We start from the raw sequence: 16059 nt of genomic DNA on the forward strand, positions 1-16059 counted from the left end.
GGCCAAACCATTGCCTCTGCAAGTTCTGACAACACGGTGAAGTTGTGGAATCGCCAGGGGCAGGAGTTACAAACTCTCAAAGGTCATAGCTATTCGGTTTATAGCGTGGCATTTAGCCCCGACAGCCAAACCATTGCCTCTGCAAGTTTAGACAAGACGGTGAAGTTGTGGAATCGCCAGGGGCAGGAGTTACAAACGCTCAAAGGTCATAGCAATTCGGTTTATAGCGTGGCATTTAGCCCCGACGGCCAAACCATTGCCTCTGCAAGTTCTGACAACACGGTGAAGTTGTGGAATCGCCAGGGGCAGGAGTTACAAACTCTGCAAGAGTTCCATAGCTATCCGGTTTATAGCGTGGCATTTAGCCCCGACGGCCAAACCATTGCCTTTGCAAGTTCTGACAAGACGGTGAAGTTGTGGAATCTCAATTTGGATGATTTAATGGTTAAGGGTTGTGCTTGGGTGCGCGATTATTTGCAAAATAACCCCAATGTGAGCAAGAGCGATCGCCATTTATGTGATGATATTGGCACACGCAGGTGATACCATTTTGCATTGGGAATCGCTTTGGTTGATAATAGTGCGATCGCAACTGTATTCTCTGCTAAACACAACCAACAAGCAAAGCTTTATAACAAAAATCGCAATGTTAGTGATAAAAATCGTGATTTTGTTGACGAAAGCTTAGATATTTACGTGCGATCGCCTGTATTATTTTAAATGATGATGTTTTACTGAAGAGTTTGATGGTGCGATCGGTCATTATCGAAGCGTGCCCACAGTAAAATTTGTGGGCGCGCTGATTAGTCCATATAGCCGCGACTTTAGTCTTTGGCTCCTCATTCTAATTAAGCCTTTTTCAACCAGCTAAACATAGCGCGTAAATCTTTACCAACTTCCTCAATTTTGTGTTCAGCTTCTTTGCGACGCAAGGCGGTAAATCCGGGTTTACCAGCTTGGTTTTCCAGAACAAATTCCCGTGCAAATTGTCCAGATTGAATTTCGCTGAGAATCTTCTGCATTTCAGCTTTAGTTTGTTCAGTGACAATCCTTGGGCCACGGGTATAATCGCCGTATTCAGCAGTATTAGAAATACTGTCGCGCATTTTAGCTAAACCGCCTTCTACCACCAAGTCAACAATCAGCTTGACTTCATGGAGACATTCAAAATAAGCCAATTCTGGTTGATAACCAGCTTCTACCAAAGTTTCAAATCCGGCTTTGATTAAAGCACTCAAACCACCACATAATACTGCTTGTTCGCCAAATAAATCTGTTTCGGTTTCTTCGCGGAAAGTCGTTTCAAGAATCCCGGCGCGGCTACCACCGATACCTTTAGCATAAGCCATCGCGCGATCGCGTGCCTGACCACTAGCATCTTGATAAACTGCAAATAGCGCTGGTACACCTTCCCCCTGTTCAAAAGTCCGCCGCACTAAATGCCCCGGCCCTTTTGGTGCTACCATCACCACATCTACGTTAGCAGGTGGTACAACTTGCCCAAAGTGAATATTAAATCCGTGGGCAAAAGCTAACACATTTCCTTCTTGTAGATTTGGTTCAATCTCGTTTTTGTAAATCGTTTTTTGGACTTCATCAGGTAGCAAAATCATGATCAAGTCAGCAGCATTGGCAGCATCTGCAACATTTTTCACAGTTAACCCAGATGCTTCAGCTTTTGCTACTGACTTACTACCCGGATATAGTCCCACAATCACATTCAAACCACTATCTTTTAAATTGAGAGCATGGGCATGACCTTGAGAACCATAGCCGATGATGGCAATAGTTTTTCCAGCCAAAAGGTCTAAATTGGCATCTTCGTCATAATACATCCGGGCCATAGAAGCATCTCCTGTCAGCAAGCATCGTCATTAATTTGCAGACTTTCGATTGTACCCCAAATTGAGTAACTAAAAATCAACATTGGGCATTGGGCATTGCCCCCTTATCCCCAACCCTCCGTTCCCTCGTGGTTACAGATGTAAAAAGCTATACAGAACCAATGACGACAATTTTGATATAAAATTTGTAAAGAATAGTTACAGCACTCCTTACCCAGGGAAATATTTCTTATGGTAAATTCACTTGACAATAATCCACCCCATCAAGTAGTTATTGTTGGCGGTGGTTTTGGTGGACTTTATGCTGCAAAAACACTCGCGAAGGCGGCGGTAAACGTTACTCTAATCGATAAACGCAACTTTCATCTATTTCAACCTCTCTTATACCAAGTTGCCACAGGTACCCTATCTCCTGCTGATATTTCCTCACCCTTGCGTTCCATACTGAGTAAGAGCAAGAATACAAAAGTGCTGCTAGGAGAGGTGAATAATATTGATCCACAAGCACAAAAAGTGCTTGTAGGTGACGAAGCAATACCTTACGATACGTTAATTGTTGCTACAGGCGCCAAGCATTCTTATTTTGGTAAAGACAGCTGGGAAGAATTCGCCCCAGGCTTGAAAACCGTAGAAGATGCCATAGGAATGCGTCGTCGAATCTTTACGGCGTTTGAAGCCGCAGAAAAAGAAACTGATCCAGAAAAACGCCGTGCTTGGTTAACTTTTGTAATTGTTGGTGGTGGCCCTACTGGTGTAGAATTGGCAGGCGCGATCGCAGAATTGGCAAACCAAACTCTCAAAGAAGATTTCCGCAACATCGACACATCGGAAGCCAATATTTTGTTATTAGAAGGTTTGGATCGGATTCTGCCACCCTTTGCATCAGAGTTATCACAAGAAGCAGAAGTATCTCTGACGCGGTTGGGGGTGATTGTCCAAACAAAAACATTGGTAACGAATATTGAGAACGATATTGTTACCCTCAAACAAGGCGATGAAGTGAAAGAAATTGCCTCAAAAACCGTATTATGGGCAGCAGGTGTGAAAGCTTCAGCAATGGGAAAAGTGCTAGCAGAACACACAGGTGCCGAATGCGATCGCGCTGGACGGATTATCGTTGAATCTGACTTGAGTATTAAGGGACATCCCAATATTTTTGTAATTGGCGACTTAGCAAATTTTTCTCATCAAAATAGTAAACCACTACCTGGTGTTGCACCTGTAGCAACCCAACAAGGAGAATATGTAGCAAAACTAGTCCAAAAGCGGCTTGCAGGTAACAGTTTACCACCCTTTTCTTATGTTGATCGCGGTAGTTTAGCGATGATTGGGCATAATTCTGCCGTGGTAGATTTGGGCTTTATCAAGCTTAAAGGTTTCTTTGCATGGCTGTTTTGGCTGTTGATTCACGTTTACTTTTTAATTGAATTTGACAACAAATTAATAGTGACAATTCAGTGGGCATGGAACTATTTCAGCCGTAATCGTGGAGCAAGATTGATTACAGGTCAAGAATCACTCACGCCGTTCGGAATTGGCGATGGTAAAGGTTATTACACATCAGCGAGTAATAAACAGCCGATAAATGTCTAGTTGATTATGGGGCATTGGGCAATTCAATTTTGGATTTTGGATTAAATTTCAATCTAAAATCCAAAATCTAAAATCTAAAATTCTTACTCCCCGCCCTTATAAATTAGCAGTAAGCTATTTTAGGGCGTTTTTCATAATTTACATAATGGCAACTATTAACGACAACTACCTGAAGCTGAAAGCGGGTTATCTGTTTCCAGAAATTGCTCGTCGGGTGAATGTCTTTGCACAAGCGAATCCTGATGCTAAAATTATCCGACTGGGCATTGGCGATGTTACCGAACCTCTGCCGGAGGCTTGCCGCACAGCGATGATTAAAGCTGTAGAGGAAATGGGCGATCGCAACACCTTCAAAGGCTACGGCCCAGAGCAAGGTTATGCTTGGTTACGAGAAAAAATTGCTACTCAAGATTTCCAAGGGCGGGGAGCTGCGATCGATGCCTCAGAAATCTTTATCTCCGACGGTTCCAAGTGCGACAGTGGCAACATTTTGGAGATTTTTGGTCATGACAATATAATTGCCGTTACTGACCCCGTTTATCCCGTATATGTAGATACGAATGTAATGGTGGGAAATACGGGGAATGCCAACGAGAAAGGCGAATTTGAGGGTTTAGTCTATTTGCCAATTACGGCTGACAACAATTTCACCGCAGAGATTCCCTCAAAGAAAGTTGATTTAATTTATCTTTGCTTCCCCAATAATCCCACTGGCGCAACTGCTACGAAGGAATATCTCAAGACATGGGTGGACTATGCCAAAGCGAATAACTCGATTATTTTCTTTGATGCAGCCTACGAAGCCTACATTACCGATCCGTCGATTCCCCACTCAATTTATGAAATTGAAGGTGCAAGGGAAGTTGCGATCGAATTTCGTTCTTTCTCCAAAAATGCAGGTTTTACGGGAACTCGCTGTGCATTAACTGTTGTACCAAAAACACTCACAGGAAAAGCTGCCGATGGTTCCGATGTGGAACTATGGAAACTGTGGAATCGCCGCCAGTCCACCAAATTTAATGGCGTGTCCTACATCGTCCAACGGGGAGCCGAAGCAGTTTACTCTGAAGAAGGACAGGCACAAATTAAGGGATTGGTTAGTTTCTATCTAGAAAACGCCAAAATTATCCGCGAGAAACTCACAGCCGCCGGATTAGCGGTGTATGGTGGCGTGAATGCACCTTATGTCTGGGTGAAAACGCCTAATGGTTTATCAAGTTGGGAATTCTTTGATAAGTTATTGCAAACTGTTAACGTTGTGGGAACACCCGGTTCTGGCTTTGGTGCTGCGGGTGAAGGTTTCTTCCGCATTTCGGCGTTTAACAGTCGGGAGAATGTCGAAGAGGCGATGAAGCGGATTGCTGAGAAATTTCAGGTGTAAAGCGATCGCTTTTAGCCGCTTTTGTTAAACTCAATCTATTAATCTAAAGGTTACGGTGGGCTGTATTATCCACCGCAACCTGATAATTATTTATATTTTAGTTATGACTGCTGCCATCCCCGTTTTCAAAGCTGTTAGCCAGATGCAGTTAGCACCTGGTAGCACCGTGACCATTCCAGATGTTAGCTGGGAAGAATTTGAATCTATTTTAAAAGAATTGGGAGAAAAAAGAACTACACGAATTGCCTATAGCCTGGGTACTTTAGAAATTATGGCTCCCTTACCAGAACATGAAATACCTAAAGATTTAATTTCTGATATTGTCAAAATATTGCTGAAGGCTAAAGATATTAGATATCAACCTTTTGGTTCCACCACCTTTAAACGGCAAGGTGTAGCAGGAGTTGAACCTGATGCTTGCTTTTATATTCAGAATTATCAACGGATGATTGGTCATCGCCGTTTACAACCTGATGATCCGCCGCCAGATTTAGCGATTGAAACTGATGTCACATCGACAACTACTCTTGATGCTTATGAAGCGATTGGAGTCTCAGAACTATGGGTTTACGATCGCGGGAGCCTTTCTATTTATTTGCTGAAAGATGGGAAGTACATAAAATCTAATACCAATCCTAATTTTGAAGATATAGCTATTACTCAAATTATACCGGCTGCTGTGGAACGTAGTTGGCAAGTCGGAAGTTTTCAAGCTTTGAAAGAATTGGAAGCAATGATTTAGTAAATAAAAATAAGCAGTATAAGGTGCGATCGCATTTCGGGAAATGGTGAGAGAAATGGCGAGTTAAACAGTTCAGCAAATTACGGAAAACTTTAAGGTGTAGGTTTGTTGGGCATCAGTTTTGGTATCTTAACGGTTATAGTTAAAGTTACCTAACTAGCAATACTTAGAGGAGTAAGATTAGTAAATGCCAAGTAATCATTTACCAAAAACAAGATACGAAATAGCAGACAAACCTAAACTTAGACCCTATGGCTCAAAGGTTGATATTATTCTTGGTGATACCCATCAGTTTGGTTTTGATGGAGAAAGTTGTCTCATTTTGGGCAATGATCTGATTGTTCGTCTGATTCCTCGCCAAAATAAAAAGTTTGAATTTCAGAAATTTACAGCCTATTTAGAAGGTTTTGCTACTGCTAGCGAAGCAGAGGAGGCTGGTTTAAAGTTTGCAATGTCAGTTTTGTGGGCAGCAGTCTCATTAAAATGTCCACTGCGGTTAGAATATCACACTCCACTGCCATGTGTAGTATATGATCGGACTCTACACGAAGGGATGCTGATGGGGATAGAATTTCGTGGTATGTCAACTAGTGGAGCAAACCTAGTTGTTGAAGTAGTGGAGCAAACTTTCACTTCTAATATCCCAATTAATAATAAACGGCTGCTCGTCTCAATGGAGCTTTTTGCCGCAGCTCGTTTAGAGGCGACAGAACGTGCAAGATTTGTTGGTCTTGTATCAGCACTTGAGCCATTAGCTGAACAGAAAAAATTTGAATACCCAGATTTAAAAAAAATTGTAAAAGATACCTTAAATAAGGTGCAAGATTCACTGGATTTACCTGATGATATAAAGCGATCGCTCGAAGGGAGTATCAGTAATCTAACGCGTGAATCTGTCTCACACGCTATTAAACGTCTTTTTATAACTCATTTAACTGAGGACAAAATGGCATTAAAAATTCTGGACGAAGCTTATGCAATCCGCAGCAAGATTCTACATGAAGGGGCTTTCTATCCAGATTTACGCGATAAAAGTTATAAAATTGAAGACGTTATACGCCGTCTCTACTCTGCCATAGTCGGATACGAACTTCGTGACCCAGCAATCACATATACAAATAATGATTAGCCTTGAGATGAGCAGTTAAATTAAAGGTTCGATTTTACAGGGTAGATAAAATGCGATCGCACTCATTTAATCTTCAAAGATGGCACTGATCTATCTGAGGTGCGAGTTAAAATGAGTGGAATATCTCAAAGAACTGAATATTTATAGCTAAAGGAGAAAACTATGACTTCTGCGATCGCTTCTGACACGCCTTTGGCAAAATCATTACCTACAAACATAACTATACTTCAAGGCATTCACTGGGATACCTATCAGAATTTAGTGCGAGACTTGGAGTCACAACCAGGAACGCGACTGACTTATGATGATGGAACTTTGGAGATTATGATGCCGCTACCACCACACGAACGTTATAAACGATTATTGGGTCGTTTTGTTGAAGCTACTACGGAAGAGTTAGGAATTGAAATTTGCAGTTTAGGTTCTACAACTTGGACACGAGAAGATTTACGAAAGGGTTTAGAGCCAGATGAGTGTTATTACATTCAAAATGAGTTAGCTGTGCGCGGTAAGGATGCGATTAATTTGACAATTGATCCACCCCCAGATTTGGCGATTGAGGTTGATAGTACCACCAGTTCGATGAATCGGATGGGTATTTATGCGGCGTTGGGTGTGCCAGAGGTGTGGCGTTTTGATCGTGAGATTTTGACAATTTGCAGTTTGGTTAATGATGACTATCAACCCCGTGAGGTGTCGTTAGTATTGCCTATGTTTGATGCTGCTGTGCTGATGAAGTTTTTGGAGTTAAGTTTAACGATGGGGGAAACGAGCTTAATTCGTCATCTGCGTCAATGGGTAAGGGAACAGTTAGCAAAATCATCAACAGTAGTAGAGGAAAATTAATGAGTATTTTAGTTGAGCAGGTTTTAACCGAGTCTGTTGTGCGATCGCCTTCATCTTCTGCTTGCCAAGTTAGCGTTTTGGGTAAGTTTGGCAGAATGACTTTCTGGCTCTGAATACATAGCAAATAATTCACTAAAAACCTCTTCCCCATTAATTTCTCCACTACTAACAAATCGTTCTACCTCAACCGAACCATCCTCAAAAAATTCCACTTCCCATCGCTCTCCAGCCACAGCTACATTCACCATAATGGTTTCATCCCGATGATGGGCTAGAGTGTAACTAATTCTCTCTTGTTCCAATTGATTTAGAAAGATAACTAATTTGCCAAATCCATGATTCTTCATTTGTCAAACCTCTTATCACTTAATAACTTACGAATAACTTTAAAACTTGCTTAAATCAGTATCTCTCTCATTTCTCTACCTCCATAATCTGGCAAGAAGTACCCCTAACTGAACACTGATAATTCCGAAGATGGCGCTGCCAGCCCAGTAGAGAGTTGTTGTTAACAAAGTGCTATTACGTAATAAGGAGATAGTATCTAAACCGTAGGTAGAGAAAGTTGTATATGCTCCTAAAAATCCTGTTGTTATTAATAACCGCATTTCTGGGGAAATAATTGCCACCTTCTCTACAGCCAGGGTAGCGAAAAATCCCATTGCTAAACAACCGCTAAGATTAATAAAAAAAGTACCATAAGGAAAACTGCTGCCGAAGCGTTGGGCAAACCACAATGTCAGATAGTAGCGACTTAAAGCACCTGCGATCGCACCCAAACTAATAGCGATCGCATTGCGAATGTCTTCTTGTTGTAGCATATTCAATTTTTTGTCTAATCATCTCCTTGTGTGATTTAACTTGGTCAAGTGTTAACAAGTCAAGTAATGTCTAATAACAAGCGGCTACGTATTATAATATAAGAGTGCAGTTTTCATCCAACACTAAACTTTGCAACTTACGAGATGAAATTTGGCAGCGAGGGCTTAAATTAATCTCATCACTATTTTTAGCGTTGTTCATACCGCAAAGTACGAATACCTCTGATATTAATTAATAGCTTGCAAACAACAGATATCCCTTGTAAATTATGACTAGTATTTCTGCATCACCAATCAAGCTGCATCGGCATCGAGAGCAATTTCCCGCTTTAGCAAATAAGACTTATTTTAACTACGGCGGACAAGGCCCGATGCCCCAAAAAGCAATGGATGCGATCGCCCAAACTCAAGCTCATGTTCAGCATATTGGCCCCTTTGGCAATGAGGCGTATGGCTGGATAGCACCCCAGACTCAAGCCGCAAGAGAAGCGATCGCTTCGGAGTTACACGCACCAAGTCAAACAATTACCCTCACCCAAAATGTCACTGTTGGCTGTAATATCGCCATGTGGGGCATTGAATGGCGTGCTGGCGACCATATATTGCTTTCAGACTGCGAACATCCAGGCGTGATTGCTACATCGCAGGAAATCGCGCGGAGATTCGCTGTAGAAGTTACTACCTGTCCCTTAAAGGCAACCTTAAATGAGGGCGATCCCGTAAAAATTATTGTCCAACATTTGCGCCCTAATACCCGTCTTGTGATATTGAGTCATGTTTTCTGGAATACGGGTCAAGTTTTACCTCTTGATAAAATTGCCGAAGTATGCAGAAATAATCATTCTTTACTATTGATAGATGCTGCCCAATCTGCTGGTTTGTTGCCTTTAAACTTAACTGAATTGGGAGTAGATTTTTATGCTTTCACTGGTCACAAATGGTTATGTGGCCCTGCGGGTGCGGGTGGTTTGTATGTGCGACCAGAAGCACGAGAAAGCCTGAAACCAACATTTATTGGCTTGAATGGCATTGTTGTAGATAGTCAATCTCAACCTGTGGATTGGCTTCCAGATGGGCGACGATACGAAGTGTCTACATTAGCTTATCCATTGTATGTTGGGTTACGGGAAGCGATCGCCATCCATCAGCAATGGGGAACGTCACAAGAACGTTACGAGCAAATTTGCCATAACAGTCATTACCTCTGGCGACAGTTAGCGGCGTTACCCGATGTTAAATGTTTGCGAACTTCCCCACCTGAAAGCGGTATAGTTTCTTTTCAACTTACAAATAATCAGCCCCAAGCTAATCTCAAATTGGTGCAATTTTTAGACTCACAAAGAATATTAACTCGCACAATTGCCGATCCTAGCTGTATACGCGCCACCGTCCATTACTTTACTTTAGAATCGGAAATTGACCAATTAGTTGAGACGATTCAAAGCTTTTGCAAAACTTAGTTAAAAATTAGGAGTTATAACTTATCAGTGTGGAAATGATGATTTTAACTCCTAACTCTGCCAATTTTAGATTTTTCTTCAATCTAAAATCTAAAATCCAAAATCCAAAATTGAATGACTCCTAACTTGAAAATGGAACGCCCAATTTTATATTTAGCCATAACTAATCACGGCTTTGGTCATGCAGCGCGCACGGCTTCTGTAGCTGCGACAATTCAAAAGTTATGTCCAGAAGTTCTGCTAATTCTAGCGACTACTGCCCCACGCTGGTTACTAGAGTGTTATCTAGAAGGCGATTTTATCTATCGTCCCCGTGCATTTGATTTGGGTGTGGTGCAAACTGATAGTCTGACAATGGATAAAGTAGCGACTTTAGAAAAGTTGCTCGATATTAAGAAGCATCAAAATTCGCTGATTGCTTCAGAAGTCAATTTTATCCGCCAAAATCGCGTTAATCTCATCTTGGCAGATATTCCTTTCCTAGCTTCTGGATTTGCCAAAGCTGCAAATGTTCCCTGCTGGATGATGAGTAACTTTGGCTGGGACTTGATCTACCGAGATTGGGGAGGTGAATTTATAGCAGTTGCCGATTGGATTAGTGATTGGTATTCAAAGTGCGATCGCTTGTTTCGTCTACCATTCCATGAACCGATGCAAGCTTTTAATAATATCACAGATGTCGGATTAACAGGCGGTTCCCCCCGTTACTCTGCTGATGATTTACGTTCTCTTTGGGGAATAACTGCACCAGTTGAAAAAACTATTTTATTGACCTTTGGCGGCTTGGGTTTACAGCAAATTCCCTATGATAACCTGCGGCAATTTCCAGATTGGCAATTTATCGTTTTTGATCAATCTGCCCCTGATTTACCTAATTTAATGAAAATTAGCGATCGCAAATACCGCCCTGTAGATTTTATGCCTATTTGTGGGCGAGTTGTTTCTAAACCTGGTTACGGCACTTTTGCTGAAGCCACACTATTGGGAGTGCCTATTGTTACGATCCCGCGTGATGATTTTGCCGAAGCAACTTTTATACTAGAAGGCATAACTAATTATAACCAGCATCAAATCATCACCCCATCTGAGTTTTTTCAAGGGACTTGGGATTTTCTGCGTGAGTTACCTCAACCACCGAAGCAATATGAACTAATTGCTAAAAATGGTAATGAAGCGATCGCTCATGCCGTTATTAAATATTTACAGTCAAATTAAAGTTATTCAAAACAACATAAATTAATCATGGAAAGTCCAACAATAGACAAAGAAACGTTGGAATTAGCCTCCCAAGATGTGCGTCGAGTGATTGAAAGACAAAAAGAAGAACGGCAAATTTTAATCACTCAGATGAACATCCTATTTGTCACAAACACTGCATTATTAAGTTTTTTAACAATCTCTAGACTGATTACGATATTTAGTCTTTTCAGTGCGTTAGAGATATTGTTAGTTCTCGTCAATTTTATGCTACTAATACGGGCTTTATTACCACGCAAATTTTTTGTCAGCCCCAACCTAGAAACTGACGATTTTCAGAATAAATATTTGAAGTTCTCACCTCACGAATACCAGTCACAGATGTTAGTTAACTTGAGAGAGACTTATAATGAGAACCAGAAGCAAGTAGAGGATATTTCTCAATCCTTGAGATTGAGATACGCTACTTTTGTGACTGCCGGAATCGCCTTTGTTGCCTTGTTACATCAAGTAACAGTTTATTTCATTCCTGAATTACAAAAACTATGAATACCAACCAAGACGATACAAAATCTTCTAAAAATAGTTTACAACTGCCAGAGCCAGATCGGGCTAACATTACAGCTTTATCTCACAATCTGCCTAGCACACCTATTATCCCCGATTTCCTAAAAGAATCTGTAAATGCGGTGTTAAGCCTCTTTAAGAGAAGACATACTCAGTCTAGTAATCAATCAACGGCGGAACAACAACCAAATCAAGCAGATTGAATTGCTTATTAGCTTTTACTTTCATCAATAATTACTGTTTCAAATGAGTCACTACCAAAAGTTACTAAAAATTTCCACCACTGCCAAATCTTTTTACAACATTACTGCGAAAATTGAAGCCACAGTTGCAGAGTCGGGAGTTGAAACTGGTCTTTGTACTCTATTTTTGCGCCACACTTCAGCCAGTTTAGTAATCCAAGAAAATGCCGATCCTGATGTCCTTGTAGATTTAGCTAACTTTATGGCAAAACTCGTGCCAGAATCGGGAAAATACATTCACAATGCAGAAGGCGCCGATGATATGCCGGCACATATTCGTACCGTACTCACCCAAACTTCTGAGCATATCCCCATTAATCGAGGTCATTTGGTGCTGGGAACTTGGCAAGGAATTTATATTTGGGAACACCGCCAGCACAGTCATTTAAGAGAATTGGTTGTCCATATTTCTGGATAGATAGTTCTCAGTTTTCATTTATTTAAAGTATAGTTTTGTAGGGTTTAAATACCCTGTTTCTATTGCGTATCCTATGTGTATAATATTGTTAAATGAGCGGTAATATGCTTTTAAGTATGATGCTTAGGCGTAGCCAGGCGTAGGCATTGCTGACTGAGAAATTGTGTTTACGACTTTAGACTTCTTGCAAATTTGCGCCTTTGCGTGAGATAAAAAATTATTTATGCAAGAGGTCTTTTGATTTTGGCAAAGCTTTAAGCACTATTACTTATTGACAAATGGTTGATGATGATTTCGTCGTGATAACTTTCCTATGAAAATCATTGATCCGAAATTAATCAGATAGACACTGAATAATTTGTTTAAATTTGTAAATTAAAAAGTTAAGTTTATTTGTCATTGTTTAATCATCTAGTTAATTAAATCTAAACTAATATTTGGTGTAAGCTGTCTGGGCTATTTCAATTACTATGAAGCAAAAACTGACACCAACTCATGCTTTCCAATTTATTGATGTAATTCTTGCCCGGCAGTCTGTTAATCTGTTGTCACTTAATCCCCAAAAGAAATTAATTACCAGTTTTGCAGAATTGGGAAATTTGATTACTCAACAAAACACCGAAATTAAACTCATCATAGCCCTTCAGGAAACTCTCGAATCCATAGTGTATACTCAGTTGCAAAATTTCCCAGAAAATATCTTCTGGGATTTTGATTTTCTTGTAAGTAGTATGCTTAGGCAGGCTTTAGTAGCAGATCAGGGCGCTATTCCTTTTTTAAAAGTTTTTAGTGAAAAGATGGTTTCTCTGATAGAGATGTTCGGAAATAAAACGGAAATGCGCTTCCGTTATGCTCACGATTTTATGTATGGATTTGAGTGGGCAAGATGGGTACAAAAAGAGCCACAAAATCGCGCACATATAGAGCCTTTTAGTCTAGTTTTTTTGGATTATTTGCTCGTCAAAGGTAAAGAACTTTTACAACGTATTAGTCAGGATCATATTACATCTTATAAACTGTGTGACACAGGTTATCGTAACCCCTTCACCTTTTCCCGTGAACCAGAAGATGAATATCGTCTGCTAACTTATCTTGCTGAAGAACAACTTATACCAGTGGCAGTGTGGGAGTGGAATGCCTGCCCTGTATGGAACAAACCTTTCCAGGAAATGCGCCAGCAATTAGCATTAAAATTAAATATTCAACCACAGAAACACTGATTGGCAATTTTTAATTGCTGAAGAAAATAATTATGAAAATTGCTGATTTAATTACTTGGTTTGAAGCATGGGCAAATCCTGCTTGGTGTGAAAGCTGGGATAATTGTGGCTGGCAGATTGAGCCAGGAGTTTTGCAGAAAAAAGCACGGATTCTGGTGTGTTTAACACCAACTTTAGCGGTAATGCACGAAGCGATCGCTCTTAATGCTAATCTGATTTTTGCCCATCATCCCTTAATTTTTACTCCTCCCAAATCTTTACGCAGTGGTGAAGCGATCGCAGAAATGGTACGGTTAGCCTTTACCCACAATATTGGTATTTACAGCGCCCACACGAATTTTGATCAAGTGCAGGATGGTACTGCTGACGTTTTGGCTCAGATTTTGGAACTCAAAGAAGTTACTCCCATAGTACCCACACAAGGAGGATTAGGATATGGTCGTGTTGGTTTGCTAGAGCCATTTCTGACACTACAGGAGTTACTTACAACTATTCAAACCCGACTTGCTCCCCCTAAATTGATTTCCTCCCCAACTGCTGATTTACAGCAAACAATTTCACGAGTTGCTGTTTTGGGTGGTTCGGGGGCTAGTTACATTTCATCTGTATCCAAAACTGGCGCTCAAGCTTATCTGACTTCTGACTGTAAGTTTCATCAGTTTCAAGAAAGCCGCGATTGCAATCTAATTTTAATCGACGCCGGACATTATGCTACCGAACGCCCGGCGTGCGATCGCTTGGTGCAAAAATTCCAGTCCTTAAACCTAGACTGGGTGCAGTTGAGTCAAAAGGATGAAGATTTCCGCCAGTTTTTTGCTTGATTGCGTGTGGTTGACTATATTTTTGAAGCTTGTCTAAAGATTTTTTTATATTTTAATATTGTTACTGGAAATTTTTGTACCAACTTATATCCGTATATCAGTGATATATGTATCTAAAATTTTTAAATCTAGCCATCTTGTGACGGAAATCACTAATTAGTTGTAACTATAATCACATGCTTTTAATGTTCCATATCAACTAGCAGCAGAAGAAAATGTTTCACACTAGATGTAACAATTGCTCACTCTGCCCTAATCAACATGATTCGTACACTCGTTGAATCTGCTTTCCAAACTGGATATCTTAGTGTTGAATCTGAGGGTTTGCTCCATCAAGTGCTCACCACTAAATGCTATCAGTCAGAAGACTTACCAGCGATCGCATCTCTATACAATGCAGTTCGCTCAGGTCAAATTAAACGAGAAGCATCCGCGTCGAATGTGCTCATGGAATTTACCCTACCGGATAAATAGTGCTGATACTTCAACAGAAGCAGGAGAGCAGAAGGGCACAAGGGAACTTGGTGTAAGTCTTTCTAATCCCTACTCCCTTACTTTTTCCTTACAAGATTTACGCACTGAAAACCTGAAAGTTTTATCTCGCCTAGTCTCCCTTAAAAAGCTACGGTGTACATACAAGTGGAAGTAAACTACTTTACGGTGTACACATAAGTCCAAAAAAGCTCGATTTCCCATTGCTCTCTCGTTGCCATGCAGAGCATGGGAATGGCCGATTAGGGGCTACTGCCTCCAGTCAGACATGTGAGCCAGAGACTCAATGAATGCATTCCCAGGCGGAGCCGGGGAACGAGGAAAGCCTTATTAAGCTAGGTTTTTAGGGCTTGTGTGACACCGTAGCCTTAAAAGCCCCCTTTTTAAACAGATTGGGGAATCTATTTTGCGTAAGTCCTACCCTAGTCCTGATCACGTAAAAACCCTAAAAACTCAAAACTCTTTGGGGGTTGTTGTTGAAAACCATGAAGGTCAGCAAGAGAATGAGTTAAGATCAAACACAATAGGGGTAAAAATAAAGCCGAGTCCGCGGACTTCCCAGTAATGCCAATTACTATAAGTAGGCAACTTAAACAACCGCAATCAACGCTTGTGTGGGAGTATTCTTTATTACTTTATATAATAGTAAGAAGGACTCACCAGCAAATACTAACCTTATTAGGACAAATTTCGGATTGTTTGACTTCTATGAAGCAGACATTTCCGAGAATGAGCCTGAGGGAGATTGAGTTGATTGGTACAGGTTGATAACCCAAGATTACGCTAGATTCTGACAACTACAAGCAAGTCTTGCGATTAGTCAGGAGACGTACTTGTTCTGAACCGTGAAATTAACCTCCTAAGGGTGTAATGTAAAGGGGTAGAACCGAGATTTTGATAGGTTTAACTACATTGTTTAAAAAGGCAGAAACAATACATGCTACACCGCAAGATTTATCAATTGTGTTGCGATGGGCGCGAGGTATGTGTTTTCTTGCGGGACCAGCAACGCTGGATTGAACGCGCCCGCATCATCGATATCGAGGGAGATTTAGTGACCCTACGCTATGAAACAGAAGAAGAGGACGAAGTTTGTTCTTGGGAAGAAATGGTTCGCCTTGAGAGCATTGGTGCTGTAACGCAAAAATTGGCTTCAGTACCACGCGGTAACGTGGAACCTCTAATGACTGAAGACTGTCCTGAAGCTGAACGCATCCGCAACCATTACACTGACTCAAATCCTGAATAATCACTACTGAGTGCTGATTAATAAATACCTAACTCAG

General features: G+C 40.9%; 19 protein-coding genes. 16 read left to right on the top strand and 3 right to left on the bottom strand.

The features are described from left to right. Both F8S12_RS01425 and F8S12_RS01430 read left to right on the top strand, forming a co-directional pair. Positions 1 to 543 (top strand): WD40 repeat domain-containing protein (locus F8S12_RS01425; RefSeq protein ID WP_196514446.1); only part of this gene is annotated, 543 nt, incomplete at its 5' end. A gap of 12 nt (positions 544 to 555) precedes the next feature. Beyond that, positions 556 to 720, top strand: a complete 165-nt coding sequence (locus F8S12_RS01430; RefSeq protein ID WP_196514447.1) for a hypothetical protein — start codon at positions 556 to 558, stop codon at positions 718 to 720. Between the two features lie 128 nt (positions 721 to 848). On the opposite strand, the gene ilvC is transcribed toward F8S12_RS01430, so the two are convergent. Further along, the gene (gene ilvC, locus F8S12_RS01435) at positions 849 to 1844 is read right to left on the bottom strand and encodes a ketol-acid reductoisomerase (RefSeq protein WP_196514448.1); all 996 of its coding nucleotides are present in this window, start codon (positions 1842 to 1844) and stop codon (positions 849 to 851) included. Between the two features lie 231 nt (positions 1845 to 2075). Here ilvC and F8S12_RS01440 point away from each other — a divergent pair, with 231 nt between their 5' ends. The 5 genes from F8S12_RS01440 to F8S12_RS01460 all read left to right on the top strand — a co-directional run bounded on the left by F8S12_RS01440 (position 2076) and on the right by F8S12_RS01460 (position 7535). Then, positions 2076 to 3437, top strand: coding sequence for an NAD(P)/FAD-dependent oxidoreductase (locus F8S12_RS01440; protein ID WP_196514449.1), 1362 nt, complete (start codon positions 2076 to 2078; stop codon positions 3435 to 3437). Between the two features lie 145 nt (positions 3438 to 3582). Continuing rightward, positions 3583 to 4818 (top strand): LL-diaminopimelate aminotransferase, encoded by a 1236-nt coding sequence (locus tag F8S12_RS01445; protein ID WP_196514450.1) that lies wholly within the window; start codon positions 3583 to 3585, stop codon positions 4816 to 4818. A 103-nt stretch (positions 4819 to 4921) separates the two neighbouring features. Then, on the top strand, positions 4922 to 5560 hold the full coding sequence (locus tag F8S12_RS01450) for a Uma2 family endonuclease (protein ID WP_196514451.1): 639 nt from the start codon (positions 4922 to 4924) through the stop codon (positions 5558 to 5560). Positions 5561 to 5747: 187 nt separating this feature from the next. Beyond that, positions 5748 to 6689: a HEPN domain-containing protein gene (locus F8S12_RS01455; RefSeq protein ID WP_196514452.1), complete on the top strand. Its 942-nt coding sequence runs from the start codon at positions 5748 to 5750 to the stop codon at positions 6687 to 6689. A 162-nt stretch (positions 6690 to 6851) separates the two neighbouring features. After that, positions 6852 to 7535 (top strand): Uma2 family endonuclease, encoded by a 684-nt coding sequence (locus F8S12_RS01460; protein ID WP_196514453.1) that lies wholly within the window; start codon positions 6852 to 6854, stop codon positions 7533 to 7535. Positions 7536 to 7585: 50 nt separating this feature from the next. Here the strand turns inward: F8S12_RS01460 and F8S12_RS01465 are convergent, their stop codons facing one another. Further along, positions 7586 to 7882, bottom strand: a complete 297-nt coding sequence (locus F8S12_RS01465) for a hypothetical protein (RefSeq protein WP_196514454.1) — start codon at positions 7880 to 7882, stop codon at positions 7586 to 7588. Positions 7883 to 7957: 75 nt separating this feature from the next. Then, the gene (crcB, locus tag F8S12_RS01470; protein WP_196514455.1) at positions 7958 to 8356 is read right to left on the bottom strand and encodes a fluoride efflux transporter CrcB; all 399 of its coding nucleotides are present in this window, start codon (positions 8354 to 8356) and stop codon (positions 7958 to 7960) included. A 269-nt stretch (positions 8357 to 8625) separates the two neighbouring features. On the opposite strand from crcB, the gene F8S12_RS01475 reads away from it, so the two are divergent. From F8S12_RS01475 to F8S12_RS01515, 9 genes are all read left to right on the top strand, one after another. Next, positions 8626 to 9816 carry an aminotransferase class V-fold PLP-dependent enzyme gene (locus tag F8S12_RS01475; RefSeq protein ID WP_196514456.1) on the top strand — a complete coding sequence of 397 codons (1191 nt, stop codon included), beginning with the start codon at positions 8626 to 8628 and terminating at the stop codon, positions 9814 to 9816. Positions 9817 to 9948: 132 nt separating this feature from the next. Beyond that, entirely contained in the window at positions 9949 to 11031 is a 1083-nt protein-coding gene (locus tag F8S12_RS01480; protein WP_196514483.1) for a glycosyl transferase, read from the top strand. A 27-nt stretch (positions 11032 to 11058) separates the two neighbouring features. Continuing rightward, complete coding sequence (locus tag F8S12_RS01485; protein WP_196514457.1) at positions 11059 to 11562, top strand: hypothetical protein; 504 nt, start codon at positions 11059 to 11061, stop codon at positions 11560 to 11562. Then, a complete protein-coding gene (locus F8S12_RS01490; protein WP_196514458.1) occupies positions 11559 to 11783 on the top strand; it encodes a hypothetical protein in 225 nt (74 codons plus the stop codon). Before F8S12_RS01485 ends, F8S12_RS01490 begins: the two co-directional genes overlap by 4 nt. A 43-nt stretch (positions 11784 to 11826) precedes the next feature. Continuing rightward, the gene (locus tag F8S12_RS01495; RefSeq protein ID WP_196514459.1) at positions 11827 to 12240 is read left to right on the top strand and encodes a secondary thiamine-phosphate synthase enzyme YjbQ; all 414 of its coding nucleotides are present in this window, start codon (positions 11827 to 11829) and stop codon (positions 12238 to 12240) included. A 470-nt stretch (positions 12241 to 12710) separates the two neighbouring features. Then, the gene (locus F8S12_RS01500) at positions 12711 to 13460 is read left to right on the top strand and encodes a hypothetical protein (RefSeq protein WP_196514460.1); all 750 of its coding nucleotides are present in this window, start codon (positions 12711 to 12713) and stop codon (positions 13458 to 13460) included. Positions 13461 to 13492: 32 nt separating this feature from the next. Then, positions 13493 to 14281: a Nif3-like dinuclear metal center hexameric protein gene (locus F8S12_RS01505; protein WP_196514461.1), complete on the top strand. Its 789-nt coding sequence runs from the start codon at positions 13493 to 13495 to the stop codon at positions 14279 to 14281. Positions 14282 to 14542: 261 nt separating this feature from the next. After that, positions 14543 to 14755 carry a hypothetical protein gene (locus F8S12_RS01510; protein WP_196514462.1) on the top strand — a complete coding sequence of 71 codons (213 nt, stop codon included), beginning with the start codon at positions 14543 to 14545 and terminating at the stop codon, positions 14753 to 14755. A 955-nt stretch (positions 14756 to 15710) separates the two neighbouring features. Continuing rightward, the gene (locus F8S12_RS01515) at positions 15711 to 16022 is read left to right on the top strand and encodes a DUF6679 family protein (RefSeq protein WP_196514463.1); all 312 of its coding nucleotides are present in this window, start codon (positions 15711 to 15713) and stop codon (positions 16020 to 16022) included. Positions 16023 to 16059: the final 37 nt, after the last annotated feature.

Source organism: Nostoc sp. WHI, from assembly GCF_015714725.1.
Taxonomy (GTDB): domain Bacteria; phylum Cyanobacteriota; class Cyanobacteriia; order Cyanobacteriales; family Nostocaceae; genus Nostoc.

Bases quoted from the DNA above. Each gene is read 5' to 3' on its own strand.
- ilvC (WP_196514448.1), bottom strand. From the start codon at position 1,844: ATGGCCCGGATGTATTATGACGAAGATGCCAATTTAGACCTTTTGGCT.
- F8S12_RS01440 (WP_196514449.1), top strand. From the start codon at position 2,076: ATGGTAAATTCACTTGACAATAATCCACCCCATCAAGTAGTTATTGTT.
- F8S12_RS01445 (WP_196514450.1), top strand. From the start codon at position 3,583: ATGGCAACTATTAACGACAACTACCTGAAGCTGAAAGCGGGTTATCTG.
- F8S12_RS01450 (WP_196514451.1), top strand. From the start codon at position 4,922: ATGACTGCTGCCATCCCCGTTTTCAAAGCTGTTAGCCAGATGCAGTTA.
- F8S12_RS01455 (WP_196514452.1), top strand. From the start codon at position 5,748: ATGCCAAGTAATCATTTACCAAAAACAAGATACGAAATAGCAGACAAA.
- F8S12_RS01460 (WP_196514453.1), top strand. From the start codon at position 6,852: ATGACTTCTGCGATCGCTTCTGACACGCCTTTGGCAAAATCATTACCT.
- F8S12_RS01465 (WP_196514454.1), bottom strand. From the start codon at position 7,882: ATGAAGAATCATGGATTTGGCAAATTAGTTATCTTTCTAAATCAATTG.
- crcB (WP_196514455.1), bottom strand. From the start codon at position 8,356: ATGCTACAACAAGAAGACATTCGCAATGCGATCGCTATTAGTTTGGGT.
- F8S12_RS01475 (WP_196514456.1), top strand. From the start codon at position 8,626: ATGACTAGTATTTCTGCATCACCAATCAAGCTGCATCGGCATCGAGAG.
- F8S12_RS01480 (WP_196514483.1), top strand. From the start codon at position 9,949: ATGGAACGCCCAATTTTATATTTAGCCATAACTAATCACGGCTTTGGT.
- F8S12_RS01485 (WP_196514457.1), top strand. From the start codon at position 11,059: ATGGAAAGTCCAACAATAGACAAAGAAACGTTGGAATTAGCCTCCCAA.
- F8S12_RS01490 (WP_196514458.1), top strand. From the start codon at position 11,559: ATGAATACCAACCAAGACGATACAAAATCTTCTAAAAATAGTTTACAA.
- F8S12_RS01495 (WP_196514459.1), top strand. From the start codon at position 11,827: ATGAGTCACTACCAAAAGTTACTAAAAATTTCCACCACTGCCAAATCT.
- F8S12_RS01500 (WP_196514460.1), top strand. From the start codon at position 12,711: ATGAAGCAAAAACTGACACCAACTCATGCTTTCCAATTTATTGATGTA.
- F8S12_RS01505 (WP_196514461.1), top strand. From the start codon at position 13,493: ATGAAAATTGCTGATTTAATTACTTGGTTTGAAGCATGGGCAAATCCT.
- F8S12_RS01510 (WP_196514462.1), top strand. From the start codon at position 14,543: ATGATTCGTACACTCGTTGAATCTGCTTTCCAAACTGGATATCTTAGT.
- F8S12_RS01515 (WP_196514463.1), top strand. From the start codon at position 15,711: ATGCTACACCGCAAGATTTATCAATTGTGTTGCGATGGGCGCGAGGTA.